Source organism: Psychrobacillus sp. INOP01, from assembly GCF_018140925.1.
Lineage (GTDB): Bacteria > Bacillota > Bacilli > Bacillales_A > Planococcaceae > Psychrobacillus.
This window is the reverse complement of the sequence record NZ_CP073315.1, coordinates 2,236,726-2,263,718: the sequence shown is the minus strand read 5'-3', so window position 1 is coordinate 2,263,718 and position 26,993 is coordinate 2,236,726. Positions and strand designations below refer to the sequence as shown.

At 42.4% G+C, this 26,993-nt stretch carries 19 protein-coding genes, 11 tRNA genes and 6 rRNA genes; 5 read left to right on the top strand and 31 right to left on the bottom strand.

Features of this window, described 5'->3' with window-relative positions; genetic code table 11:
- The first annotated feature begins 3 nt into the window (after nucleotides 1-3).
- The 3 genes from KD050_RS11515 (at nucleotide 4) to KD050_RS11505 (ending at nucleotide 1,530) form a co-directional block, all read left to right on the top strand.
- Nucleotides 4-531, top strand: coding sequence for an RNA polymerase sigma factor (locus KD050_RS11515; RefSeq protein ID WP_211892504.1), 528 nt, complete (start codon nucleotides 4-6; stop codon nucleotides 529-531).
- 2 nt (nucleotides 532-533) lie between these two features.
- Nucleotides 534-1,277 (top strand): hypothetical protein, encoded by a 744-nt coding sequence (locus KD050_RS11510; protein ID WP_211892503.1) that lies wholly within the window; start codon nucleotides 534-536, stop codon nucleotides 1,275-1,277.
- Nucleotides 1,278-1,341: 64 nt separating this feature from the next.
- Complete coding sequence (locus tag KD050_RS11505) at nucleotides 1,342-1,530, top strand: CsbD family protein (RefSeq protein ID WP_211892502.1); 189 nt, start codon at nucleotides 1,342-1,344, stop codon at nucleotides 1,528-1,530.
- A gap of 47 nt (nucleotides 1,531-1,577) precedes the next feature.
- Here KD050_RS11505 and KD050_RS11500 read toward each other — a convergent pair whose 3' ends face one another.
- The 7 genes from KD050_RS11500 to KD050_RS11470 form a co-directional block, all read right to left on the bottom strand.
- A complete protein-coding gene (locus KD050_RS11500; RefSeq protein ID WP_211892501.1) occupies nucleotides 1,578-2,375 on the bottom strand; it encodes a metallophosphoesterase in 798 nt (265 codons plus the stop codon).
- 10 nt (nucleotides 2,376-2,385) lie between these two features.
- Nucleotides 2,386-3,012, bottom strand: coding sequence for an NAD(P)-dependent oxidoreductase (locus tag KD050_RS11495; RefSeq protein ID WP_211892500.1), 627 nt, complete (start codon nucleotides 3,010-3,012; stop codon nucleotides 2,386-2,388).
- A gap of 130 nt (nucleotides 3,013-3,142) precedes the next feature.
- Nucleotides 3,143-3,415, bottom strand: a complete 273-nt coding sequence (locus tag KD050_RS11490) for a hypothetical protein (RefSeq protein WP_235753795.1) — start codon at nucleotides 3,413-3,415, stop codon at nucleotides 3,143-3,145.
- A 91-nt stretch (nucleotides 3,416-3,506) separates the two neighbouring features.
- Nucleotides 3,507-4,211 (bottom strand): CBS domain-containing protein, encoded by a 705-nt coding sequence (locus KD050_RS11485; RefSeq protein WP_211892499.1) that lies wholly within the window; start codon nucleotides 4,209-4,211, stop codon nucleotides 3,507-3,509.
- A gap of 16 nt (nucleotides 4,212-4,227) precedes the next feature.
- Entirely contained in the window at nucleotides 4,228-5,010 is a 783-nt protein-coding gene (locus KD050_RS11480; protein WP_211892498.1) for an ABC transporter permease, read from the bottom strand.
- Nucleotides 5,003-5,908, bottom strand: a complete 906-nt coding sequence (locus KD050_RS11475) for an ABC transporter ATP-binding protein (RefSeq protein WP_211892497.1) — start codon at nucleotides 5,906-5,908, stop codon at nucleotides 5,003-5,005. The genes KD050_RS11480 and KD050_RS11475 overlap by 8 nt, the downstream gene beginning before the upstream one ends.
- Nucleotides 5,905-6,102, bottom strand: a complete 198-nt coding sequence (locus KD050_RS11470) for a PLDc N-terminal domain-containing protein (protein ID WP_211892496.1) — start codon at nucleotides 6,100-6,102, stop codon at nucleotides 5,905-5,907. The genes KD050_RS11475 and KD050_RS11470 overlap by 4 nt, the downstream gene beginning before the upstream one ends.
- A 148-nt stretch (nucleotides 6,103-6,250) precedes the next feature.
- Here KD050_RS11470 and KD050_RS11465 point away from each other — a divergent pair, with 148 nt between their 5' ends.
- Nucleotides 6,251-6,823, top strand: a complete 573-nt coding sequence (locus tag KD050_RS11465) for a GNAT family N-acetyltransferase (protein ID WP_211892495.1) — start codon at nucleotides 6,251-6,253, stop codon at nucleotides 6,821-6,823.
- A 13-nt stretch (nucleotides 6,824-6,836) separates the two neighbouring features.
- A complete protein-coding gene (locus KD050_RS11460) occupies nucleotides 6,837-7,739 on the top strand; it encodes an EamA family transporter (RefSeq protein WP_211892494.1) in 903 nt (300 codons plus the stop codon).
- Nucleotides 7,740-7,801: 62 nt separating this feature from the next.
- Here the strand turns inward: KD050_RS11460 and KD050_RS11455 are convergent, their stop codons facing one another.
- From KD050_RS11455 to KD050_RS11340, 24 genes are all read right to left on the bottom strand, one after another.
- Nucleotides 7,802-8,707 (bottom strand): phosphotransferase enzyme family protein, encoded by a 906-nt coding sequence (locus tag KD050_RS11455; protein ID WP_211892493.1) that lies wholly within the window; start codon nucleotides 8,705-8,707, stop codon nucleotides 7,802-7,804.
- Nucleotides 8,708-8,772: 65 nt separating this feature from the next.
- Complete coding sequence (locus KD050_RS11450) at nucleotides 8,773-9,975, bottom strand: alpha/beta hydrolase family protein (RefSeq protein ID WP_211892492.1); 1,203 nt, start codon at nucleotides 9,973-9,975, stop codon at nucleotides 8,773-8,775.
- A 160-nt stretch (nucleotides 9,976-10,135) separates the two neighbouring features.
- Complete coding sequence (locus tag KD050_RS11445; RefSeq protein ID WP_211892491.1) at nucleotides 10,136-10,624, bottom strand: DUF4306 domain-containing protein; 489 nt, start codon at nucleotides 10,622-10,624, stop codon at nucleotides 10,136-10,138.
- A gap of 93 nt (nucleotides 10,625-10,717) precedes the next feature.
- Nucleotides 10,718-11,119: a hypothetical protein gene (locus tag KD050_RS11440; RefSeq protein ID WP_211892490.1), complete on the bottom strand. Its 402-nt coding sequence runs from the start codon at nucleotides 11,117-11,119 to the stop codon at nucleotides 10,718-10,720.
- 2 nt (nucleotides 11,120-11,121) lie between these two features.
- Nucleotides 11,122-13,086 carry an MMPL family transporter gene (locus KD050_RS11435; protein WP_211892489.1) on the bottom strand — a complete coding sequence of 655 codons (1,965 nt, stop codon included), beginning with the start codon at nucleotides 13,084-13,086 and terminating at the stop codon, nucleotides 11,122-11,124.
- Nucleotides 13,087-13,160: 74 nt separating this feature from the next.
- Entirely contained in the window at nucleotides 13,161-14,528 is a 1,368-nt protein-coding gene (locus KD050_RS11430) for a sensor histidine kinase (protein WP_211892488.1), read from the bottom strand.
- Entirely contained in the window at nucleotides 14,525-15,202 is a 678-nt protein-coding gene (locus KD050_RS11425; RefSeq protein WP_211892487.1) for a response regulator transcription factor, read from the bottom strand. The genes KD050_RS11430 and KD050_RS11425 overlap by 4 nt, the downstream gene beginning before the upstream one ends.
- Nucleotides 15,203-15,902: 700 nt before the next feature.
- Nucleotides 15,903-16,018: ribosomal RNA gene (gene rrf / locus KD050_RS11420) — 5S ribosomal RNA — on the bottom strand.
- A 121-nt stretch (nucleotides 16,019-16,139) separates the two neighbouring features.
- Nucleotides 16,140-19,068 (bottom strand): 23S ribosomal RNA (locus tag KD050_RS11415).
- 154 nt (nucleotides 19,069-19,222) lie between these two features.
- Nucleotides 19,223-19,298 (bottom strand) — tRNA-Ala (locus tag KD050_RS11410).
- A 17-nt stretch (nucleotides 19,299-19,315) separates the two neighbouring features.
- Nucleotides 19,316-19,392 (bottom strand) — tRNA-Ile (locus KD050_RS11405).
- Between the two features lie 94 nt (nucleotides 19,393-19,486).
- A 16S ribosomal RNA gene (locus KD050_RS11400) occupies nucleotides 19,487-21,040 on the bottom strand.
- 135 nt (nucleotides 21,041-21,175) lie between these two features.
- Nucleotides 21,176-21,251: transfer RNA gene (locus KD050_RS11395), tRNA-Ala, on the bottom strand.
- 12 nt (nucleotides 21,252-21,263) lie between these two features.
- A tRNA-Pro gene (locus tag KD050_RS11390) sits at nucleotides 21,264-21,340 on the bottom strand.
- Nucleotides 21,341-21,345: 5 nt separating this feature from the next.
- Nucleotides 21,346-21,422 (bottom strand) — tRNA-Arg (locus KD050_RS11385).
- Nucleotides 21,423-21,437: 15 nt separating this feature from the next.
- Nucleotides 21,438-21,526 (bottom strand) — tRNA-Leu (locus KD050_RS11380).
- A gap of 15 nt (nucleotides 21,527-21,541) precedes the next feature.
- Nucleotides 21,542-21,616, bottom strand: a tRNA-Gly gene (locus KD050_RS11375).
- A gap of 17 nt (nucleotides 21,617-21,633) precedes the next feature.
- Nucleotides 21,634-21,718: transfer RNA gene (locus KD050_RS11370), tRNA-Leu, on the bottom strand.
- Nucleotides 21,719-21,744: 26 nt separating this feature from the next.
- A tRNA-Lys gene (locus KD050_RS11365) sits at nucleotides 21,745-21,817 on the bottom strand.
- Between the two features lie 6 nt (nucleotides 21,818-21,823).
- Nucleotides 21,824-21,899 (bottom strand) — tRNA-Thr (locus KD050_RS11360).
- Between the two features lie 13 nt (nucleotides 21,900-21,912).
- A tRNA-Val gene (locus KD050_RS11355) sits at nucleotides 21,913-21,988 on the bottom strand.
- Nucleotides 21,989-22,012: 24 nt separating this feature from the next.
- Nucleotides 22,013-22,128: ribosomal RNA gene (gene rrf, locus KD050_RS11350) — 5S ribosomal RNA — on the bottom strand.
- Nucleotides 22,129-22,249: 121 nt separating this feature from the next.
- Nucleotides 22,250-25,178 (bottom strand): 23S ribosomal RNA (locus tag KD050_RS11345).
- A gap of 197 nt (nucleotides 25,179-25,375) precedes the next feature.
- Nucleotides 25,376-26,929, bottom strand: a 16S ribosomal RNA gene (locus KD050_RS11340).
- The 16S, 23S and 5S rRNA genes sit together here with 11 tRNA genes alongside, the layout of an rRNA operon.
- Nucleotides 26,930-26,993: the final 64 nt, after the last annotated feature.

Genomic DNA, 26,993 nt, shown 5'->3' with positions numbered 1-26,993 from the left:
TACATGAATGATGACATCTTAGAAAAAATTAGAAATGGCAGTCGTGATGCTTTTAAACAGTTTTACGATATGTATGAAAATTATGCGATTCGAACAGCAAAAGCAATTACGAGAAATGATGAACATGCAAAGGATGCTGTTCAAGAAACTTTTATAAGAGTTTACCGCAATATATCTTCCTATAATTCCACTTTATCGTTTGATGCATGGTTTTATCGTATTTTAGTAAATGAGTGTTATCGTATTTTAACTAAAGAGAAGAAAAATATCGCAGTGGATACTTCTATAATGGAAAATAACGAACTACTGACAGAGCATTCAAAAGAGAATCTGTCCGACTTGTATAGCATGATTCAAAATATGGCTGACTTATATCGCATTCCTATATTACTGAAATATATAAAGGGTTTTTCTGAAAAAGAAATTGCCACTATATTAGAATTGAATCAGAATACCGTAAAGTCTAGGCTGTTTAATGGTCGAAACTTGTTAAAAACTCAATTAGAGATGATGGAAATGGAGGGAAGCTAATAATGGACCAATTAGATAATCGAGTTAAAAAAGAAATTTTAGTCCATACAGAGGACACTCCTTCTACATTAAAAGATGATATTTGGAACCACATAGATCAAGAGCTTTTCCAAACGAAAAGCAGAAAGGAGAAAAAGATGAAAAAGAAATCCAAGATAATTCCAATTGTTATTGCAGCAGCTGCAGCGGTAATGATTCTATTTAGCACACAAACGGAAACAGGTAGTGCTTTTATCAAACAAATTAAGGATATGTTCGTTCCGGAGAAAGAAATTATTCAAAGTATCGAAGGAAACGAAGAAGAAACTAATGTAAACCTGCAGGAAGGTAAAGATTCCGATTATATTATTTATATCGATGAAGAACGATATAAGCTTGTGAAAGGAGAAGAATCGGATATTATCACAACTAAAGAGCCATTGGAAGAAAGGTATCCAGAAGTTTCAATGGAAATTAAACAATTTACAGATATTGCACCACAAGAAATGGTCTCAACCCTAGAAACAGAGCTTGCTTCAGAATATACAAAGGTGACAGAGACAGAATCTGTTACAGAACCATTAGAAGGCTTTAAATTACATGGCATTAGCGGATCGGAATGGAATAGTCCTGTAACAAACGTATATGTTGTAGATAATCTTAATGGCGGAAGCTTTGTCATTACAGAAAAGTATTTTTTAGAAGCTGCAGAAGGTCATGGTGCAAGATTCTATGCTATGTTGCAAGAGTTTGAAATAATAGAGTAAGTTTAGACTTCCTCTTCCGGGGTAAATATACAGTAGAGTTAATAAATTCGGAGGAGGAATATACATGAGTGGATTATCTGACAAAGTAAAAGGTGCAGTGAACAAAACTAAAGGTGAAGCAAAAGACCAATTTGGTAATGCAACCGACGACCATAAATTACAAGCAGAGGGTAAAATAGATAAATTAAAAGGTGAAGTTCAAAAAGAAGTTGGAGAATTAAAAGATCGCTTCGACCGTAAAGATGAACGTTGATAAAAGCAGGACCGCTGACAATGTATTCTAGTCAGCGGTCCTTTCATTTACAAACTCTTTAAGGTTACCAGGACAATCTCCGGTGAGTTAAATACTCTTACAGGAATAACACTATTACCTAGTCCCCTACTCACAATCATATGTGTAGTGTTTTCGGTGTACATTCCCGCTGTATAACTAGGAAATAGACCCTGTCCCGGAGCAACTAGTCCGCCTAGACCTGGAAGTCGAAACTGTCCGCCATGTGCATGTCCAGAAAAAACAACATCCATTTCATAGTCTACGTAATCTTGAAAGGTCTCAGGTCGATGGGATAGCACTAAAGTGAACAAATCATTGTCCTCAAATTGACTTAAAGCCTCATTCACTAGAATCCCATTAAGAGGATCTTCAATACCAATAATACGAATTTGTTCTCCATTATGCTCAATTATTTGTTCCTCATTAGAAAGTACATTTACCCCTAGTTCAGTTAAAGAATTCTTTATATTCTCGGTATCATTAGTAGCGATTTCGTGGTTTCCCGTCACATAGTAGATGGGAGCAAGATCCATAATCTGTCTTACCAATTCTAAACTTTGATCTAAGTTATATCGGTTACTATCAATAAGGTCTCCAGTTATAAAAATAAGGTCCGGGTCTGTGTTCTTTATTTTCTTTACTAGTTTTTCCTGATTGTCTCCGAAGGTTGCATCATGTAAGTCGGAAATTTGCAGAATCTTTACCCCATCGAAACTAGCAGGAACTCTATCTGACTCTACGGTAATTTCAGTAGTTTGAATCCAACTATTGCTTATGTACAATAACACGATAACCGCTATGACAAACATTAAAAATTTCTTCATTTATTTTCTCCTAATATTGTGGGCTCATGATTCCTACTCGGTAACCAGTATGTTCATTTTTCAAAAGCTCATTTACGGTGAATAAAGCAGTATCACCTGTTGTAGTTTGCACCGCATCTTCTGGCAGCTTATCTCGCAATACAATAAATTCATCCGTTGAAGTTCCCGTTGGCAAATAGGTCGGGCAAACAATAGTCCAGTCAAGTAAAGTATCTTTTAATAAATCATACACTTTATGGTGTTCCAGCGCAGCCGCTATGGATTTACGCTTTGATTCGGATGATTGATAACGAAGTAATCCCGGTTCTGCTCTACTATCCAATATTCCCGCAGTACCAATTGTTATAATTCGCTTTAGCTGCTGCTTTTGCATAATAGAAATTATATGTGTGATGGATTCTGTTAATACGTTTGTTTTATCGGTGCCGAGTGCACTTATAACTGCATCTACTCCAGCCAGTGCTCCTTCTACATCTGCAGTATTTCTTGCATCGCCTTGTAGGACGGTTAAACCAGCCTGAGGTTGCATCTTTTTAGGGTTTCTTACCAATGCAGTAACTTGTATATCTTTTTCTAGTAATAACGTGAGTATAGCATGTCCCACGCGTCCAGTTGCTCCAAAGAGTGCTATTTTCATCTAGGTCAGCTCCTTTTATTCATTATGTGTCTATCTCCAGCGCTTTTCTTAGTATAACATCAAAAAGAGCGTTCCTTGCTTTACAAGGAACACTCTTTCATGTCGAACTATGTTATTTCCCAGGAAATAATTAATAAGTATTTAAAGAAAAAATAAATGCAAATACTGCTCCGTAAAAAATAATCATTAAAACAATGCAAATCGCCATCCAAATCAATGAAGCTCGCGCATAATTACGTCTTGGATCGGAATTTCCAAACCCCCAGATGAACAGCATGACAATATTGACGATTGGGATGATCAAAATAAGCATTGTAATTAACCAATCTCCAACTGTCATGTCTTTAGCTGACTTTTCATGGGTATCATATCCCTGTTCTTGAACCTTTTCTAAAGAATCCACTATAATCCTCCCTTTTTCGACTTTCCTTAGACATTTTAGTGCCTACCTTAATATTATGATAGTTCTCAAGAAAAAGACTACCTTATATTAATTATTCTACCTTTAATAAACTCAAAGGAGTTACAATTCCAATTAATTTATCACTTGCTTTTCCATCTTCCGTTATCAAAAGTGCTTCTAAGCGCCTCCCACGTATTACTGAGGACTTAAATATTTCTACTGCCTCAAATACAGATGCCTGAGCCTGTATAAATTGATGATTATTTCTATTACTTTCATGTGCTAATATTTCCGATAACATTGTTCTTTTTCTCGAAAAGGATTCAGAATCCACTTTACTAGCCATCCACATAGTAATGCCCACCGGTGTGATAAGTCCTTTAAATGTTCTCCCTTTGTATACGGGAAATTGATTGTACTTTTTATCTTTTATCACCTTTAAGGCGTAGCATAGTGAATCCGTCTCTTGAAAAATCGTTACATTCGTATGGAACATTTTAGCAACTGTAATCGGTTTAACTAATGCGTCTTCAATTTCCTCCATTTTTGCCACAACTTCATCATGTGGTTCAGCAATGGCAAATTCCAAAGACGTACGATGATGTATAATGGCGTTTCTTAGATCCCCATATTCTCGTAAATCTGCCTCGTACCTTCTAATAACGGCGTTTTTCTTTTTAGCAAAATCAATTAATCGAAAAAACGCCATATGTTCATTCGTACCAATCAGGTCCTTCATCAATTGGTCTATTCGGTTGTAGGATACAATAAAACGATCAGAATTACGAGCTACCACCTAAATCACCCCACCATTATATTTTTGCATTAGCTACATTTCGCTTAGCTATATAAATTGCTCCTACTACTAACAACACTACTACCGCTAAAGTTACAGTCAAACTCCAGAAAAATGGTGTTTTGTCTATATTTCCACTTAAAATTTGCCCTGCATACATCGGTAACTTCCAAGGTGAAATGGCCCAGTAAGCACCTAACAGACTATCCACTAATTGTACGACTACTAACAAGAAAATCGATATAACAGAAGCTATTCCCGTAGAAAAAGCCGCACTGGAACAAATAACAACACTAATAGCAAATAACAACCAGATACTATACGTTCCTAGGAAGCCAATAAACGCAACTACATCTACTGCTCCATACAAAATATACGTGTAATAGACATTCGCCAAAAGGCCGATACATGCGCTTCCTATTATTAAGATGCCCATAATAGCTAACTTGCTAAACACATAACCGGTATAAGAAATCGGTCTTACATATAACATCGTAGCCGTTCCATTTTTGCGCTCCCTAGCAATGATGCCTGCAAATCCAAATGCTACAATTAACATCCCTATAAATTGATATTGACCAACTGTTGACATAATTATTTGTTCAGGTGTATACTCTGGCAGCTGAAAGACCATATCATCCGGCATATTTCCTACGGCATTCAAAATCTGTGGTAAATAATGATAAGTCAAAGGTTCGGAAATACCAAATAATATAAACACTAGAGGTATCCATAGAATTTTAAAGTTACGAACATTTTCACGCCATTCTTTTTGAAACAGTATAGAGAAATTATTCATGCTTATTCACCACCTGCAAAAAGATTTCTTCTAAGCTGGCAGATGCTCGCTCTACCTTTGATAATCGTAGATTGCTATTAGCAAGTACTTGTAATACTTCATTCATCATTGGTTTGTTTTCCTCAAGGTGTATAAAAACAACCTCATTTTCCTGTCTAGCAGGCCACGGGCTGATTTCGACAAACTTTGCTGCTTCTTCTGTGTTTGCAAAGAGAATTTTAAACAGAGGATTCGCATACTTGTCTCGTACTTCCTTCAACGATCCCTGCTCCACTAATTGACCTTTTCTTAAAAACAACAACTGATCAGTCATTTCTTCTGCATCATTTAAAATATGAGTGGAATATAAAATAGTCGTATGTTCTTGCAGTTCTTTTAGTAGATTCAAAATTTCTCTTCTGCCAACTGGATCTAATGCGGATACAGGCTCATCTAGCAAAAGCAATCCAGGTTTATGCACAATTGCTTGCGCTAATCCTAGTCGCTGTTTCATACCACCAGAAAATGTCCCTGTTTTTTTGTTTTTCGCATCTCCTAAGCCAACAAAGTCTAATGTTCTTTCAGCTTGCGATTTAGCAAATTTTCCATCTAACCCACTTAACTTCGCTACCATTTCAGTAAATTCAAGTGCTGTTAACCACGAGTAAAATTGCGGGTACTGTGGCAAGAAGCCTATTTCTCTTCGAAAGTCTCCTTTCATATCGCCATCAATCACTACCGTTCCACTCGTTTGTCGTAAGAGTCCCGCTAGCATTGACAACGTAGTCGTCTTACCAGCACCATTTGGTCCTATCAAAGCAGTTGCAGTGTTTTTATTTAGTGAAAAAGTAACCTCATTTACTGCTTTTTCTTTCCCGTATTCTTTTGTTAGCCCCTGCACATGAAGGAATGTTTTCATTCATTTCGTCTCCCAACTATAAAATAAATAACAGGTCCAATTATATTGATAAAAATAATAATAAGTGCCCACATCCACTTTGGTCCATTAGTGTACTTAACTCGTAACAAATCAATCACTGCAATAACTACTAATAATAGTTGAATGATAAGCACTGGTAAGATAAGCATCCAAGGAATTGAATCCAAGTCCATTGTTATTCCCCCTTTGAGTATTCTACTGTATATAGAACAGAAAAGTTTCAAATAATTTTTTATTTTTTTATTATTAGTTTTCCTATATTGTCTTTAAGTGCATTTGGAAACACTATGGTATAATTACGAGTTGGAAGGTGAATATAAAATGGAAATATTAATCAGAAAAGCTTACAAAGAAGATGCAACTGAGGCTATTCCACTTATAATGGAAGCCATTGGAGACATCTCAATGCAGATGACTGGAGAAACGGAAGATGCTGCAATTACCAAAGAGTTCATACAACTATTTACACAGACAGATAATCGACATTCCTATTTAAATACGTATATTGCTGAAATGAATGGACATGTTGCAGGAGTATTGGTGTTTTATACTGCGGAACAGGCAATTACTCTAGATGCAAATTTAGAAGCATATTTATCTAACAAAAAGGGTACTGTTGTCACAATAGATCCTGAAGCTGCCCCTGGAGAGTGGTATATCGACACGGTTGTAGTTGACCCGACATATCGTGGCCATGGGATAGGCACGAAATTATTAAGCTATGCAGAGCAATTAGTAAAGAATTCAGGCGGCGGGAAACTTTCCTTGAATGTGGAACTTGAGAAAGATGCTGCAATTCGCTTGTATAATCGTCTAGGATTTGATACCCTATGTCCTTGGACAATTATTGGTGAGCCTTTTCATCATATGGTGAAAACTGTAGTTCCAGATTAAAGGAGAAACTTATATGAAATTATGGATTTACCCCCTAATGGTTGTGTTTGCAGCAAGCAGCTATGGGACTTTATCAACTATGGTTAAACTAGCAATCGGTGACGGCTATACAGCCTCTGAAGCGATTTCTAGTCAATATATTGTAGGATTTATGTTGGCTTTTATTTTATACTTAATTACACAACGAAAGCTTCCACGTTTATATGGAGGCTTTAAGATTATTTTGTTAGCAGGTGTGTTTACCGCTACTACGGGAATTGTTTATGGGATGTCGCTTATATACTTACCTGCTTCTCTTGCAGTTGTTATGCTATTTCAATTTACATGGATTGGAACGCTGATCGATTGTATTTTGAGAAAACGATTGCCAACAAGACCAGAAGTTATTTCGCTTATTATTTTATTTGTCGGAACGATTTTAGCGGCTGGTGTTCTTGATGTTGATTTGAGTGGAATTGACTGGAGAGGTTGGGTTTATGGTTTTGCCGCTGCTGTTTCATTCTCCTTGAATATGAATGTTAACACGAAGCAAGTCGAAGGTATGAATACCACAACTCGTCTATTATTCGTCTCTTTTATCGCAATGATCATGATTGCCATCTTCCAAAGCCCAGAAATTATTTGGAACGGAAAACTATTTACCGAACCACTACTATTTTATGGACTGGCTCTCGGATTATTAGGAATCATTATTCCAATCTACTTCTTTGTAATTGCAGTGCCTAAAGTGGGTGGCGCGGTTTCTTCTATATTAAGTGCGATGGAGCTACCTGTTGCTGTTATCGTTTCGGTACTTGTATTGAGCGAAGCGCTATCATGGCTACAAATTTTTGGAATAATCGTTATTTTAGCTGGAATGTGTATTCCAACGCTCGCTACTATTTCGAAGAACAAAAAACGGAAAACTGCTTCATAAATTACTTGGTAAACAGATAAAAAGAGTCTAATTCGCACAAGAATTTAGGCTCTTTTTGTTTTTTAAATTTTTATGTAGATTGAAAAATCACTAATTCCAGCATATGGGTTGTTATTTTTAATCTTTTCTTCCAAGTCTAACAAAGTAAACTTTTGCCATTCCTCCAAATTGTTCTTATCCCATTTCCTATTGAATAGCTGGTATAAAAAAATCTCCCTTAGCTTTAGGAATATAGGAATTTGTTTGACAATGTCCTCATGAAGCAAATTTTCCGATTGATACCCGGCAAAAAAATGATTCATAAATGTCTGAGGAAAAGCTTTTGTTTCGCCATTGTAAGAACTATGTTGCCAATATGCATGATAGAAGGCCACCGCAATATCTTGTGCATACCAATTAAATGCACAATCATCAAAGTCAATCGTTGTAATAGTGCCATCCTCTGTAATGATTAGATTCCCTTGATGAAAGTCATTATGAATCAGACCAAATGTGCTTTCCGTGCTATCAAACGCACATAGATTTTCCAACAGCATGTCGTAAGGATTCTTTAACCATGAGGATAAGTTTTCCCTTATACCAAACACATCAGTATTCTCAACTGTCCAAATAGGTCGATGTGTTTTTACTACTTTGAAACTCTTAGATAGAACATGCATCCTTCCTAAGGCCTTTCCCCATTGTTCAAATACTTTTTCATTCCAATGTAATACGTTTTTCACATCCATCATATCGCCTTTAACATAACCGAAATATGCCCTTACTAACCCGTTTTCATCTTCCACATGTATTTCCGGTTTAGGAACAGCAACCTCCTGTTCATATAAGAAATTCATCCATTCAATTTCCTGTAAAACCATTTCCTTCGTTTTTCTAGCATTAGATATTCTTACTACTATTTCTTTTTCCTCAATATAATAAACCTCGTTATGAAAACCTCCATCTAGTCGGATATGATTTTTTCTCATCCCATTTCCCCCTATAACAAAAACGCTGAACTCCAAAAAGTTCAGCATTGTGTTCAAACATTTCTTCATTTTACATGTTCTTGCAAGAAATCGACTATTCCATCCACTAATCCGTTCGCTAATGGAAGATTGGGATTTGAATACGTAGCGACATTTCCTTCTCGATCGGCAGGCGCTTCTTTCAATATATGATTCATCTTATCAACAATCAGTATTTCAGAATCTTTTTTCGTTTGATGTAATAGCTCTGCATCTTTTACAGGGACTTGAATATCGAGATTTCCATTCACTATAAGTACTGGTCCATTTAACTTCTGCAGTTGCTCAGCTGGGTCATATTTTAGCCAAGATATCATATATGGTTGTACCGATGAGCGGAACACACTTTGCAATTCCTGGCTTACTGTTTTCACTTGCTCACCTTGTTTTAATTTTTCCAAAATATCGGTGGACTCTTCCATTAGGTTTGCTGGAAGTTGTGCTTGGAGTTGTTCAAGGAGAACCTGATCGATAGGTCTTCCTGCTCCAGCAATGGAAATGAATACGTCCGTATCTACTTTTTGGCTAGCCACCATCCCAATTAAAGAACCCTCACTGTGACCGATTATTCCAACCTTTGAAAAACGTTTATCATTTTTTGCGAATTGTACCCATGCAGCAGCATCATCAATATATTGGTCAAATCGCAAATCTTCTTCTTTGCCTGCCAAACTCGTATTTTTTCCAACTCCCCGCTTGTCGTAGCGGATAGTTGCCACACCATTACCTGCTAAATCTTCAGCGAGCATTTTCAAACTATTATTTTTTCCGGGCAATGCAATTGAGTTTCCGTTTCGATCTGTAGGACCAGAACCAGCAATGATGACCAGAAGAGGGAAAGGTCCCTCCCCTTGTGGGATTTCTAATTGACCAGACATCGTTCCATCCTTTACCTTCACTTCAACTAAACTACCTTTATCTACTTCCACTTCTTTACTTCCCTTTACCAATTCAAAAGGGAAATTTTGCCCTTGCTGAGTAAACGTTCCCATAATTTTTTCTTGTTCCACTTTACCAACAAACGTTAGCTTCTGGCCTTGAATATTCATATTAAAAAATACGTCCGATTCTTCTAATTTCACACCTGTAAGTGGATAATCGCTTAATCCTTGTACTGGAATACTAATCGTCCCTTTGTCTTTTTCGAATTCAACGATAATTGGCAGGGGTTGTTCGGGTATATTAATGGATCCTTCCCATACACCTTCTATATTTTCTAATGAACTCATCTCTGACGCCTCCTCTTTTTCCTTACTACACGCTGTAAGTAATAAAAAGACCATAGCTATTAAAGAAAAAACAATTCGCCGTCTCCTCATACAATCCCTCCACTTTTGTTATACGACCAATATAACAAAAGTATATTGGTGTGTAAAGAATGATAAAATATCATACTTCGCTAATAAAGTATTCATCTTTTTTATAATTTTTGACGGTCCAAAAAGTCATTATCATTGAAAAAATTATTAGTATACCAAAAAACATGGAAATTAAATGCAATCCAGTCGTAGGCGAATCTTTTAGTACTATCAAAATAATAATTGAAAATAAAATTACCATTGTACAAAAAGTAATTTTCACTTTTGGATTGTTTTTAAACAGCCAAAAAACTAGTTGAAAAAAAATTGCACTTGTCGAAAGCAACATCAGCAGTGGAAAGAATGGAGAATGCTTTGCTGCATATAGCAGATAATCAATTGTTAAAATATCACTAGAAACAGTCACATCTCCTTTTATCCAATGAGAAAAAACCGCTGTATGCTCCCACACCAAAGGATTTGTTAATATTTGTGATCCTTCATAAAAACTAATGAAAGTAGAAAAAAGCAGTAGTGAAAAACTACAAATAAGAACTAATACTCTAGTTATTTGAAACACCCCTTCTAATGTTGATATATTATTCCAGTTATTTTAAAGTATACATTAATTGGAAGGTTATTAAATTAAAAATAAAAAAAGCAGAAGCACAGATTAGACTGCGCTTCTACCTTTTTCTACTCTAAAAGTCACTAAAACAAATATAGCAAAACTGATCAACAATATCGTTCCACCTACAATATACGTGATTAATGCAAACGTCTCATTTACTTGGAAAGGGTGTATAAACTGTAAATACATACCTAATGTCAATCCAATTGCCCCAATAATAGCGGACCAGCCATGGATTGCTACTAACTTAGGAGACTTAATCTTATACAACTTATAAAATAGCCCATAAACAAATAACGATAACCATCCAACCAACAATATATGTGCATGAATTGGGCGAAGTGCATAAGATCCGGCCCCGGCCATATGAGAACCAAGGTATGCTCCCAATAATCCAAATAATGCTCCTAACCTAACTAGTCGTAAACTCCATTTTTCTTGCATAGTCATTTCCCCCTATTTGTAATTATTAATAACGCTGGTAATAATAATGGTCGAACGATAAACGTATCCAGCAGTACACCAACCGCGACAGCAAAACCAAATAGTTTAAGCTCCATGACTGGCTGCGATATTAAAACAGCAAATGTAGCAGCAAGTATTAACCCTGCCGAAGAAATAACACCGCCTGTTTTTTCAACCGCTTTCGCAATTGCTTCCTGTTCTTCATACTCTTTTCGTTCTTCTTTCAACCTACTCATTAACATAATTGAGTAGTCCACACCTAGTGCCACTAAAAATACAAATGTGTAAAGCGGGATTCGATAACTAAACGACGTATAACCAAAGAACACATCGAAAATCCATGTAGAGAATCCTAAAGCCGCTCCGAATGACAATAAAATGGATAACATCATTAACAAAGATGCCCGAATCGATCTAGTTTGGAAAGCAAGCATTAATCCGATCAATACCGTCATTAACCCCATTACGAGTAATGTATCTCTACTGTTAATATCCCGGATATCTACTTGCTTTACTGTCTCTCCACTTACTAAAACATGTTGATTTTCCAATTCATCTCTTATCATTTCCACTTCATTTAAAGCTTCTTTGCTATAAGGATTCGCTTTTAATATGATAGAAAACTGTGTGTATTTCTCGCTTTCTGAAGTCGAAGGTCGTACCTGACTTACCATTGGTCTATCTTCTAATTTCTCTTGAATATCTGCAATCACTTTCTCGTCTTTTGATTTTATGAGAATCGTCGTTGGTGCTATTTCACCTTCCGAAAATGCCTCTCCTAACTTTGTAAAACCTTCTCTTGAAGATAACTCTTCTGGGAAAGATGCCAGTAAATCATATGAATAGATGATTGTCGTTGCATGCCATGTGCCAATACCTAGTAGTAACAAAATCGGTATTGCTACTTTCCAAGGCTTTTTCGTACTTACATTTCCCGCATTTGCCCAAAGCTTCGTTGTTTTTTCTTTCCTTTTCGGTGTTTTTACTAGTGCAAACAAAGCTGGCAATAACGTAAGTCCCGCGATTAGCATGATGACTACTGCAATTGCAAACACTGGAGCAAAATTACGGTACGGTTCATAAATAGCAAAGGCAAGTGTTGCTACCCCCGCTAAAATAGTACCACCACTAAACAGGATAGTTTCTCTAGTTTTAGCAAGTGCTATTCTCATATCCTGCTCTTCTTTATAACGAGCATAAAGGAGTAGAGAATAGTCGGTAATAACGGCAAACAATAAAATCATCATGATGGAAAGTGCTTGGTTTTCAATCGTGATAGAAGTAAATTTACCAGTTAGTCCTATCAGTCGATCCACTACACCATATACAATTCCAGCGCCAATTAGTGGAATGATAGCTAATAACAGTGAGCGATAAATAATGATTAATAGTATAAAAATAATCCCTACAGTTGCTAGAAGTAAAACTACATCAGCCTGTGAAAATAGGTCAATTGTATCACTTGCTATACCAGCCGGTCCCGTATAATAAATCGTAAAACCTGCCGGGATAATGTTAGATACATTCTTTTTAATCTCTTTCACTTGCGCATGAATCTCTTTACTTTCTAATTGTCCTTCTAAAATTAATGGCACAAAGAATGTCTTCTTATCTTCCGACACAAAAGAATCTCGTTGCTCCATAGGTATTTTTGAAAACTTCGGTATACCTGGATAATTCTTCTCCATTAATGTAAGAATGCTTTGTATTTCTTCATCTGTGGCAGCCTTATTTTTTTCAAAAACTATTAGGAGAGGTATCCCCTCACTACTAGAGAAATTTTCTTTTACTACTTTATCAGCTTGAATGGATAAAGCTGTTTCTGGAAGACCAGCATTTTTGGATGTACTTGCGACTTCTTTACTGGATGGTGCAAGAAAAGAAAGTAATACTACTATAACCAACCAAATCGTTAAAGTTATAAGCCAAGTACGCTTGTTTTTCATTTCGCTACCCCCTATTAAATTTCCTTACAGGGGTAACTATACATTTCGAAAGTGAACTGAAGATGAACGGGGGATTACATCTTCTGTAGCTGGACACACACCTTTGTTCCATGGGGTTCTACATTTTCAAATGAGAGCACGCCATTATGCGACTGAATGACTTCCTTTACAATTGCAAGACCTAGCCCACTGCCCTCGATTTGTGTAGATCTCGCTGCATCCTCTCGGTAAAATCGTTCCGTCCATTGTCCATAGTCCGTATTTTTGTTTCCGATACCAGTGTCTTCTATGATAACCTGTACATATTCCGTAGTTTCTGTCATTTCTACTTGTATTTCTCCCGGAGAGTAATTGTATTTAATCGCATTAGAAATGAGATTTTCCCAGACGTATTCTAACATCTCTCTATCTCCCAATACCTCTACTTTTTTCAAATGTAATTGGATGGAAATATCCTTTTCATCTAATAGCCATCTAAATTTCAACACAACTTGTTTCAATTGGTCGTCCAGTTGAAATAACTCTTTTTTCGTTCGAGTATTCGCTTGATCGAATGAAGTAAGTAATAATAATTGCTTCATTAATCCCGATAAACGCTTTGCTTCTTTTTGAATGATTTCTGCGTAATTTCCATTTAAATCTCCACTCTCTAGCAAAGCGGCATATCCTTGTATATTTAATAATGGTGTTTGAAAATCATGCGACACTCTTGCGATAAAATCTTTTTTATAGCGGTCACTAGCTTCCAATTGCTTCACCATATTCCGGAAGCTGTCCGCCAATTGTCCAATTTCGTCTCGTTGGTTTACTAGTATTGGCACTTGGAAGTCTTCATTCGCAATTTTATTTGTAGCAATCGTCAGTTTTGTTAGCGGATCAATCATCCTTTTAGCAACGATTAACATAGCAATAACACTAATGAATATCATTGCTCCTGCAAGACCTCCTAAAAGGAGATGAATTTCATTAAATAGAAATTTAATATTAGGTCTTTGAAAAAGTGCGTAACTTTTATCCTCATACGTGAATGGGATCCCTACTGTATTTGTTAATTCATTTGAAAAGTATCCAGTTATAAACGTCTCTTTTGGAAACTCTCGCATTCCATGATATACCTCGCCATTTAGAACCTTCTTCACAATAGAATCACTAATTTCACGAGCCCTGAAATCCCCTCCATAAAAGCTCTCTTCGCCGTCCTCACTCACAATATATATCTGGTACCCAGTATCTCCAATTGTCTGTAGAAGTGACTCTATGCTATTTAGATTAGACGATTCGATAAGCTCTACTATAGCGTTGGCTACTTCTACATTTTTCTCATCATTTTTCTCCTTCAAATTTTGATGATAAAACGTATTTACAATCATAAAACCGATTGTTCCACTTGCAAACATAATAAGGAGTGTCATCCAGACAAATTTACTATATAAGGTTTTCATACATGCATTCCTTCTAATTTATATCCCATTCCGCGAACTGTCTTAATCTGTACATCTGTTTGCGTTTTGGCTAAGCGTTCCCGAATCCGTTTTATATGTACACTTAATGTTTGTTCCTCCCCTTCAAAATCAATCCCCCAAACCGCTTCGATTAATTGATCACGAGTAAAGACTTGGTTTGGCTTCGATGCAAGCTTAGAAAGCAATTCAAATTCCTTTAAAGGTAGGACTAGTATCTCTTCTCCTATTTGCACCTCAAAACTCTTTCTATTGATCAACATATTTCCTACTTGTATATTGACATCACTTGTTTTGTCGTATCTTCTTAATATTGCGCGGATACGAAATAACAACTCTTTCGGTTCAAAGGGCTTTACTAGATAGTCATCCGATCCTGCTAAGTAGCCCTTTTCTTTATCTTCTAGACGTCCTTTTGCTGTTAGTAGTAGAATTGGAAAATCATACTGTTCTCGAATAATCTTTGTTAACGTTAAACCATCCATCTCTGGCATCATCACGTCAACTATTGCAAGATCAGGCAGTTCCTTTTCGATTAATGCTAAACCTTCTTTCCCATTCCTAGCCTTTACAACTCGATACCCTGTGTTTGATAAAAAAATAGATATTAACTCTAACGTATGCATATCATCATCTACTGCTAATATTACAACCACATATAACCCCCCTCTTCACCTATATTGTGTCTCCTTCTTTCCCATTCGGCAAGTGATTTATATTGTTGTGAATCCTATTGTTTAGTTTATTTACTTTTGTACAATTACTATTATGGACCTCTGCTTAGTTTAATGCCACTTACCTCATGCTAAACTAGAGCAATCATAGGTAATTTATTCTACGAATTAAAAGTGTACACTATATAATAAGAGAGTTTGTTTGGAAGTAAGTGCAGTAGGGCAACTATTTAATCCTCGAAAGCAATCAACTGAGATTCGTCAGTTATCTCTCCTATTTTTAATACCAAATCAACAGTGATTAAATCCTAACTGAGCTGAATTACTCTACAAATAAAAAAAGCCGCTACCGATAATTCGGTAACGACTTTTTCTTTGGTGCCCAGCGACGTGCTACTCTCACAGGGGGAGACCCCCAACTACCATCGGCGCAAGAGCTCAACTTCCGTGTCCGGGGCTGCGAAAGCAGATAGACTCCAGATTTCTTCGTCAGCTGCACTCGTTCGATTCTCGCGTATGTTATACGCTCCGAGTCTCTCTCCATTGCTTCCTTGAACTCTTTGCCCCTCTACTTTCTCGCACACTATCTTATAGAGAAAGACTGCCTACGGCTTATTTGTTCGGATCTAGTAAAGACAAAAAAAGCCGCTACCGATAATTCGATAACGACTTTTTCTTTGGTGCCCAGCGACGTCCTACTCTCACAGGGGGAGACCCCCAACTACCATCGGCGCTGAAGAGCTTAACTTCCGTGTTCGGTATGGGAACGGGTGTGACCTCTTCGCCATCATCACTAGACTTGAATACTTTTGAAAGACAAGTTTTATTATAACAACTCTGTAGAATTTTTCAAGCGTTATTTAATAAAAAATATTATTCTTTCAAAACTGGATAAACGACATTGTTACGTTAAACAAATTTGGTTAAGTCCTCGATCGATTAGTATTCGTCAGCTGCACGTGTCGCCACGCTTCCACCCCGAACCTATCTACCTCATCGTCTTTGAGGGATCTTACTTACTTGCGTAATGGGAAATCTCATCTTGAGGGGGGCTTCGTGCTTAGATGCTTTCAGCACTTATCCCGTCCACACATAGCTACCCAGCGATGCTCTTGGCAGAACAACTGGTACACCAGCGGTGTGTCCATCCCGGTCCTCTCGTACTAAGGACAGCTCCTCTCAAATTTCCTACGCCCACGACGGATAGGGACCGAACTGTCTCACGACGTTCTGAACCCAGCTCGCGTACCGCTTTAATGGGCGAACAGCCCAACCCTTGGGACCGACTACAGCCCCAGGATGCGATGAGCCGACATCGAGGTGCCAAACCTCCCCGTCGATGTGGACTCTTGGGGGAGATAAGCCTGTTATCCCCGGGGTAGCTTTTATCCGTTGAGCGATGGCCCTTCCATGCGGAACCACCGGATCACTAAGCCCGTCTTTCGACCCTGCTCGACTTGTAGGTCTCGCAGTCAAGCTCCCTTCTGCCTTTACACTCTTCGAATGATTTCCAACCATTCTGAGGGAACCTTTGGGCGCCTCCGTTACACTTTAGGAGGCGACCGCCCCAGTCAAACTACCCGCCTGACACTGTCTCCTACCCGGGTTACGGGTATGGGTTAGAATTTCAATACAACCAGGGCAGTATCCCACCGACGCCTCCTCCGAAGCTGGCGCTCCGGGCTCTAAGGCTCCTGCCTATCCTGTACAAGTTGCACCAAAATTCAATATCAAGCTATAGTAAAGCTCCACGGGGTCTTTCCGTCCTGTCGCGGGTAACCTGCATCTTCACAGGTACTATAATTTCACCGAGTCTCTCGTTGAGACAGTGCCCAGATCGTTACGCCTTTCGTGCGGGTCGGAACTTACCCGACAAGGAATTTCGCTACCTTAGGACCGTTATAGTTACGGCCGCCGTTTACTGGGGCTTCAATTCGCACCTTCGCTTGCGCTAAGCACTCCTCTTAACCTTCCAGCACCGGGCAGGCGTCAGCCCCTATACTTCACCTTACGGTTTTGCAGAGACCTGTGTTTTTGCTAAACAGTCGCCTGGGCCTATTCACTGCGGCTCTTCTAGGCTATGCACCCAAAAGAGCACCCCTTCTCCCGAAGTTACGGGGTCATTTTGCCGAGTTCCTTAACGAGAGTTCTCTCGCTCACCTTAGGATTCTCTCCTCGACTACCTGTGTCGGTTTGCGGTACGGGCACCTATCACCTCGCTAGAGGCTTTTCTTGGCAGTGTGAAATCAGGAACTCCGGACATACGTCCTCGCCATCACAGCTCAATGTTACAGAATGCGGATTTGCCTACATTCACACCTTACTGCTTGGACATGCATAACCAACAGCATGCTTACCCTATCCTTCTGCGTCCCCCCATTACTCAAACGGTGGTTTGGTGGTACAGGAATATCAACCTGTTATCCATCGCCTACGCCTATCGGCCTCGGCTTAGGTCCCGACTAACCCTGAGCGGACGAGCCTTCCTCAGGAAACCTTAGTCATACGGTGGACGGGATTCTCACCCGTCTTTCGCTACTCATACCGGCATTCTCACTTCTAAGCGCTCCACCAGTCCTTCCGGTCTGACTTCAACGCCCTTAGAACGCTCTCCTACCACTGATACCAAAGGTATCAATCCACAGCTTCGGTGATTTGTTTAGCCCCGATACATTTTCGGCGCAGCGTCACTCGACCAGTGAGCTATTACGCACTCTTTAAATGATGGCTGCTTCTAAGCCAACATCCTGGTTGTCTAAGCAACGCCACATCCTTTTCCACTTAACAAATACTTTGGGACCTTAGCTGGTGGTCTGGGCTGTTTCCCTCTTGACTACGGATCTTATCACTCGCAGTCTGACTCCCAAACATAAATCATTGGCATTCGGAGTTTGTCTGAATTCGGTAACCCGGGATGGGCCCCTAGTCCAAACAGTGCTCTACCTCCAAGATTCTAACGTTTGAGGCTAGCCCTAAAGCTATTTCGGAGAGAACCAGCTATCTCCAGGTTCGATTGGAATTTCTCCGCTACCCACACCTCATCCCCGCACTTTTCAACGTGCGTGGGTTCGGACCTCCAGTAAGTGTTACCTTACCTTCATCCTGGACATGGGTAGATCACCTGGTTTCGGGTCTACGACCACATACTCATTCGCCCTATTCAGACTCGCTTTCGCTGCGGCTCCGTCTTCTCAACTTAACCTTGCATGTAATCGTAACTCGCCGGTTCATTCTACAAAAGGCACGCTATCACCCATTAACGGGCTCTAACTACTTGTAGGCACACGGTTTCAGGATCTATTTCACTCCCCTTCCGGGGTGCTTTTCACCTTTCCCTCACGGTACTGGTTCACTATCGGTCACTAGGTAGTATTTAGCCTTGGGAGATGGTCCTCCCGGATTCCGACGGAATTTCACGTGTTCCGCCGTACTCAGGATACACTCAAGAGAGAATGAATTTTGGACTACGGGGCTTTTACCCTATCCTGCGGACCTTTCCAGATCGCTTCGTCTAACTCATTCCTTTGTAACTCTATGTAGAGTGTCCTACAACCCCAAGAGGCAAGCCTCTTGGTTTGGGCTATTCCCGTTTCGCTCGCCGCTACTCAGGGAATCGATTTTTCTTTCTCTTCCTCCAGGTACTTAGATGTTTCAGTTCCCTGGGTGTGTCTCAGATGCGCTATGTATTCACGCAAATGTACTGCTCCATTACGAACAGTGGGTTTCCCCATTCGGAAATCTCCGGATCAAAGCTCACTTACAGCTCCCCGAAGCATATCGGTGTTAGTGCCGTCCTTCGTCGACTCCTAGTGCCAAGGCATTCACCGTGCGCCCTTATTAACTTAACCTAAAAGTTAAAAAGTCTTACACATTATGATTACCGAAGTAACCACAACTTGAATTTCTTGTTGTTTATTGTTTCAATGTCGTTTTATCCAGTTTTCAAAGAACAAAGGTTTTGTTCCTTTGCGACGAGTAATCGCAGGAGCAAGTAATATAATTTGGTGGAGCCTAGCGGGATCGAACCGCTGACCTCCTGCGTGCAAGGCAGGCGCTCTCCCAGCTGAGCTAAGGCCCCGAAACAAAAAAAGGGTATGGTGGGCCTAAATGGACTCGAACCATCGACCTCACGCTTATCAGGCGTGCGCTCTAACCAGCTGAGCTATAGGCCCTCTTTGAATTTCCATATATTAATATGAACATTCAAAACTGAACTGCAAAACGTTAAGATACAGATAAAGATCTGTATTCCGATATTATCCTTAGAAAGGAGGTGATCCAGCCGCACCTTCCGATACGGCTACCTTGTTACGACTTCACCCCAATCATCTGTCCCACCTTCGGCGGCTGGCTCCCGTAAGGGTTACCCCACCGACTTCGGGTGTTACAAACTCTCGTGGTGTGACGGGCGGTGTGTACAAGGCCCGGGAACGTATTCACCGTGGCATGCTGATCCACGATTACTAGCGATTCCGGCTTCATGTAGGCGAGTTGCAGCCTACAATCCGAACTGAGAACGGTTTTATGGGATTTGCTCACCCTCGCGGGGTTGCGACCCTCTGTACCGTCCATTGTAGCACGTGTGTAGCCCAGGTCATAAGGGGCATGATGATTTGACGTCATCCCCACCTTCCTCCGGTTTATCACCGGCAGTCACCTTAGAGTGCCCAACTGAATGCTGGCAACTAAGATCAAGGGTTGCGCTCGTTGCGGGACTTAACCCAACATCTCACGACACGAGCTGACGACAACCATGCACCACCTGTCACCGCTGTCCCCGAAGGGAAAAGCCTATCTCTAGACCGGTCAGCGGGATGTCAAGACCTGGTAAGGTTCTTCGCGTTGCTTCGAATTAAACCACATGCTCCACCGCTTGTGCGGGCCCCCGTCAATTCCTTTGAGTTTCAGTCTTGCGACCGTACTCCCCAGGCGGAGTGCTTAATGCGTTAGCTGCAGCACTAAGGGGCGGAAACCCCCTAACACTTAGCACTCATCGTTTACGGCGTGGACTACCAGGGTATCTAATCCTGTTTGCTCCCCACGCTTTCGCGCCTCAGCGTCAGTTACAGACCAGAAAGCCGCCTTCGCCACTGGTGTTCCTCCAAATCTCTACGCATTTCACCGCTACACTTGGAATTCCGCTTTCCTCTTCTGTACTCAAGTCCCCCAGTTTCCAATGACCTTCCACGGTTGAGCCGTGGGATTTCACATCAGACTTAAAGGACCGCCTGCGCGCGCTTTACGCCCAATAATTCCGGACAACGCTTGCCACCTACGTATTACCGCGGCTGCTGGCACGTAGTTAGCCGTGGCTTTCTAATGAGGTACCGTCAAGGTACGAGCAGTTACTCTCGTACTTGTTCTTCCCTCACAACAGAGTTTTACGATCCGAAAACCTTCTTCACTCACGCGGCATTGCTCCATCAGACTTTCGTCCATTGTGGAAGATTCCCTACTGCTGCCTCCCGTAGGAGTCTGGGCCGTGTCTCAGTCCCAGTGTGGCCGATCACCCTCTCAGGTCGGCTACGCATCGTCGCCTTGGTGAGCCGTTACCTCACCAACTAGCTAATGCGCCGCGGGCCCATCCTGTAGTGACAGCCGAAACCGTCTTTTAACATCTCCCCATGTGAGGAAATGGATTATTCGGTATTAGCCCCGGTTTCCCGGAGTTATCCCAATCTACAGGGCAGGTTGCCCACGTGTTACTCACCCGTCCGCCGCTAAATCAGAAGAAGCAAGCTTCTTCGTCATTCGCTCGACTTGCATGTATTAGGCATGCCGCCAGCGTTCGTCCTGAGCCAGGATCAAACTCTCCATAATAGAGAACTTAAAAAGCTCATTTGTTTTGCTGGCATCATCATTAAATGATGTCAAAATTGTTTTGCTATCAAACTAACTAAGTTAGTTGATAAGCTGTATGTCTTAACGTTTTGCATGTTCAGTTTTCAATGTTCATGGTGGAGCCTAGCGGGATCGAACCGCTGACCTCCTGCGTGCAAGGCAGGCGCTCTCCCAGCTGAGCTAAGGCCCCAAAAATAATAACTGGTCGGGAAGACAGGATTCGAACCTGCGACCCCTTGGTCCCAAACCAAGTGCTCTACCAAGCTGAGCTACTTCCCGTTATATGGTGCGCTCGGCAGGACTCGAACCTGCAACCTCTTGATTCGTAGTCAAGTGCTCTATCCAATTGAGCTACGAGCGCAATGTTTCATAAAAGTGGTGCCGAGGACCGGAATCGAACCGGTACGGTAGTCACCTACCGCAGGATTTTAAGTCCTGTGCGTCTGCCAGTTCCGCCACCCCGGCACTTTAATGAATCTTTGGAGCGGAAGACGAGGTTCGAACTCGCGACCCCCACCTTGGCAAGGTGGTGTTCTACCACTGAACTACTTCCGCTCGGTTATTAAATTAAATGGTGCGGGTGAAGGGAGTCGAACCCCCACGCCTTGCGGCGCTAGATCCTAAGTCTAGTGCGTCTGCCAGTTCCGCCACACCCGCAATATATAATTCACTATAAAAAGTGATGAGCCATGTAGGATTCGAACCTACGACCCTCTGATTAAAAGTCAGATGCTCTACCAACTGAGCTAATGGCTCGAAAAGTGGTGCCGGAGAAAGGACTTGAACCCTCAACCTACTGATTACAAGTCAGTTGCTCTACCAGTTGAGCTACTCCGGCAGGAGTAAATATATGGTGGAGGATGACGGGCTCGAACCGCCGACCCTCTGCTTGTAAGGCAGATGCTCTCCCAGCTGAGCTAATCCTCCATGGGAAATATAATTTTATTGCAAGCCCAGCGACGTCCTACTCTCACAGGGGGAGACCCCCAACTACCATCGGCGCTGAAGAGCTTAACTTCCGTGTTCGGTATGGGAACGGGTGTGACCTCTTCGCCATCATCACTAGACTTGAATACTTTTGAAAGACAAGTTTTATTATAACAACTCTGTAGAATTTTTCAAGGGTTATTTAATAAAAAATATTATTCTTTCAAAACTGGATAAACGACATTGTTACGTTAAACAAATTTGGTTAAGTCCTCGATCGATTAGTATTCGTCAGCTGCACGTGTCGCCACGCTTCCACCCCGAACCTATCTACCTCATCGTCTTTGAGGGATCTTACTTACTTGCGTAATGGGAAATCTCATCTTGAGGGGGGCTTCGTGCTTAGATGCTTTCAGCACTTATCCCGTCCACACATAGCTACCCAGCGATGCTCTTGGCAGAACAACTGGTACACCAGCGGTGTGTCCATCCCGGTCCTCTCGTACTAAGGACAGCTCCTCTCAAATTTCCTACGCCCACGACGGATAGGGACCGAACTGTCTCACGACGTTCTGAACCCAGCTCGCGTACCGCTTTAATGGGCGAACAGCCCAACCCTTGGGACCGACTACAGCCCCAGGATGCGATGAGCCGACATCGAGGTGCCAAACCTCCCCGTCGATGTGGACTCTTGGGGGAGATAAGCCTGTTATCCCCGGGGTAGCTTTTATCCGTTGAGCGATGGCCCTTCCATGCGGAACCACCGGATCACTAAGCCCGTCTTTCGACCCTGCTCGACTTGTAGGTCTCGCAGTCAAGCTCCCTTCTGCCTTTACACTCTTCGAATGATTTCCAACCATTCTGAGGGAACCTTTGGGCGCCTCCGTTACACTTTAGGAGGCGACCGCCCCAGTCAAACTACCCGCCTGACACTGTCTCCTACCCGGGTTACGGGTATGGGTTAGAATTTCAATACAACCAGGGCAGTATCCCACCGACGCCTCCTCCGAAGCTGGCGCTCCGGGCTCTAAGGCTCCTGCCTATCCTGTACAAGTTGCACCAAAATTCAATATCAAGCTATAGTAAAGCTCCACGGGGTCTTTCCGTCCTGTCGCGGGTAACCTGCATCTTCACAGGTACTATAATTTCACCGAGTCTCTCGTTGAGACAGTGCCCAGATCGTTACGCCTTTCGTGCGGGTCGGAACTTACCCGACAAGGAATTTCGCTACCTTAGGACCGTTATAGTTACGGCCGCCGTTTACTGGGGCTTCAATTCGCACCTTCGCTTGCGCTAAGCACTCCTCTTAACCTTCCAGCACCGGGCAGGCGTCAGCCCCTATACTTCACCTTACGGTTTTGCAGAGACCTGTGTTTTTGCTAAACAGTCGCCTGGGCCTATTCACTGCGGCTCTTCTAGGCTATGCACCCAAAAGAGCACCCCTTCTCCCGAAGTTACGGGGTCATTTTGCCGAGTTCCTTAACGAGAGTTCTCTCGCTCACCTTAGGATTCTCTCCTCGACTACCTGTGTCGGTTTGCGGTACGGGCACCTATCACCTCGCTAGAGGCTTTTCTTGGCAGTGTGAAATCAGGAACTCCGGACATACGTCCTCGCCATCACAGCTCAATGTTACAGAATGCGGATTTGCCTACATTCACACCTTACTGCTTGGACATGCATAACCAACAGCATGCTTACCCTATCCTTCTGCGTCCCCCCATTACTCAAACGGTGGTTTGGTGGTACAGGAATATCAACCTGTTATCCATCGCCTACGCCTATCGGCCTCGGCTTAGGTCCCGACTAACCCTGAGCGGACGAGCCTTCCTCAGGAAACCTTAGTCATACGGTGGACGGGATTCTCACCCGTCTTTCGCTACTCATACCGGCATTCTCACTTCTAAGCGCTCCACCAGTCCTTCCGGTCTGACTTCAACGCCCTTAGAACGCTCTCCTACCACTGATACCAAAGGTATCAATCCACAGCTTCGGTGATTTGTTTAGCCCCGATACATTTTCGGCGCAGCGTCACTCGACCAGTGAGCTATTACGCACTCTTTAAATGATGGCTGCTTCTAAGCCAACATCCTGGTTGTCTAAGCAACGCCACATCCTTTTCCACTTAACAAATACTTTGGGACCTTAGCTGGTGGTCTGGGCTGTTTCCCTCTTGACTACGGATCTTATCACTCGCAGTCTGACTCCCAAACATAAATCATTGGCATTCGGAGTTTGTCTGAATTCGGTAACCCGGGATGGGCCCCTAGTCCAAACAGTGCTCTACCTCCAAGATTCTAACGTTTGAGGCTAGCCCTAAAGCTATTTCGGAGAGAACCAGCTATCTCCAGGTTCGATTGGAATTTCTCCGCTACCCACACCTCATCCCCGCACTTTTCAACGTGCGTGGGTTCGGACCTCCAGTAAGTGTTACCTTACCTTCATCCTGGACATGGGTAGATCACCTGGTTTCGGGTCTACGACCACATACTCATTCGCCCTATTCAGACTCGCTTTCGCTGCGGCTCCGTCTTCTCAACTTAACCTTGCATGTAATCGTAACTCGCCGGTTCATTCTACAAAAGGCACGCTATCACCCATTAACGGGCTCTAACTACTTGTAGGCACACGGTTTCAGGATCTATTTCACTCCCCTTCCGGGGTGCTTTTCACCTTTCCCTCACGGTACTGGTTCACTATCGGTCACTAGGTAGTATTTAGCCTTGGGAGATGGTCCTCCCGGATTCCGACGGAATTTCACGTGTTCCGCCGTACTCAGGATACACTCAAGAGAGAATGAATTTTGGACTACGGGGCTTTTACCCTATCCTGCGGACCTTTCCAGATCGCTTCGTCTAACTCATTCCTTTGTAACTCTATGTAGAGTGTCCTACAACCCCAAGAGGCAAGCCTCTTGGTTTGGGCTATTCCCGTTTCGCTCGCCGCTACTCAGGGAATCGATTTTTCTTTCTCTTCCTCCAGGTACTTAGATGTTTCAGTTCCCTGGGTGTGTCTCAGATGCGCTATGTATTCACGCAAATGTACTGCTCCATTACGAACAGTGGGTTTCCCCATTCGGAAATCTCCGGATCAAAGCTCACTTACAGCTCCCCGAAGCATATCGGTGTTAGTGCCGTCCTTCGTCGACTCCTAGTGCCAAGGCATTCACCGTGCGCCCTTATTAACTTAACCTAAAAGTTAAAAAGTCTTACACATCATGATTACCGAAGTAATCACAACTTGAATTTCTTGTTGTTTATTGTTTCAATGTCGTTTTATCCAGTTTTCAAAGAACAAGTATCGAATCTTCATATAAAAATGAACATTCAAAACTGAACTGCAAAACGTTAAGATACAGATAAAAATCTGTATTCCGATATTATCCTTAGAAAGGAGGTGATCCAGCCGCACCTTCCGATACGGCTACCTTGTTACGACTTCACCCCAATCATCTGTCCCACCTTCGGCGGCTGGCTCCCGTAAGGGTTACCCCACCGACTTCGGGTGTTACAAACTCTCGTGGTGTGACGGGCGGTGTGTACAAGGCCCGGGAACGTATTCACCGTGGCATGCTGATCCACGATTACTAGCGATTCCGGCTTCATGTAGGCGAGTTGCAGCCTACAATCCGAACTGAGAACGGTTTTATGGGATTTGCTCACCCTCGCGGGGTTGCGACCCTCTGTACCGTCCATTGTAGCACGTGTGTAGCCCAGGTCATAAGGGGCATGATGATTTGACGTCATCCCCACCTTCCTCCGGTTTATCACCGGCAGTCACCTTAGAGTGCCCAACTGAATGCTGGCAACTAAGATCAAGGGTTGCGCTCGTTGCGGGACTTAACCCAACATCTCACGACACGAGCTGACGACAACCATGCACCACCTGTCACCGCTGTCCCCGAAGGGAAAAGCCTATCTCTAGACCGGTCAGCGGGATGTCAAGACCTGGTAAGGTTCTTCGCGTTGCTTCGAATTAAACCACATGCTCCACCGCTTGTGCGGGCCCCCGTCAATTCCTTTGAGTTTCAGTCTTGCGACCGTACTCCCCAGGCGGAGTGCTTAATGCGTTAGCTGCAGCACTAAGGGGCGGAAACCCCCTAACACTTAGCACTCATCGTTTACGGCGTGGACTACCAGGGTATCTAATCCTGTTTGCTCCCCACGCTTTCGCGCCTCAGCGTCAGTTACAGACCAGAAAGCCGCCTTCGCCACTGGTGTTCCTCCAAATCTCTACGCATTTCACCGCTACACTTGGAATTCCGCTTTCCTCTTCTGTACTCAAGTCCCCCAGTTTCCAATGACCTTCCACGGTTGAGCCGTGGGATTTCACATCAGACTTAAAGGACCGCCTGCGCGCGCTTTACGCCCAATAATTCCGGACAACGCTTGCCACCTACGTATTACCGCGGCTGCTGGCACGTAGTTAGCCGTGGCTTTCTAATGAGGTACCGTCAAGGTACGAGCAGTTACTCTCGTACTTGTTCTTCCCTCACAACAGAGTTTTACGATCCGAAAACCTTCTTCACTCACGCGGCATTGCTCCATCAGACTTTCGTCCATTGTGGAAGATTCCCTACTGCTGCCTCCCGTAGGAGTCTGGGCCGTGTCTCAGTCCCAGTGTGGCCGTTCACCCTCTCAGGTCGGCTACGCATCGTCGCCTTGGTGAGCCGTTACCTCACCAACTAGCTAATGCGCCGCGGGCCCATCCTGTAGTGACAGCCGAAACCGTCTTTTAACATCTCCCCATGTGAGGAAATGGATTATTCGGTATTAGCCCCGGTTTCCCGGAGTTATCCCAATCTACAGGGCAGGTTGCCCACGTGTTACTCACCCGTCCGCCGCTAAATCAGAAGAAGCAAGCTTCTTCGTCATTCGCTCGACTTGCATGTATTAGGCATGCCGCCAGCGTTCGTCCTGAGCCAGGATCAAACTCTCCATAATAGAGAACTTAAAAAGCTCATTTGTTTTGCTGGCATCATCATTAAATGATGTCAAAATTCTTTTG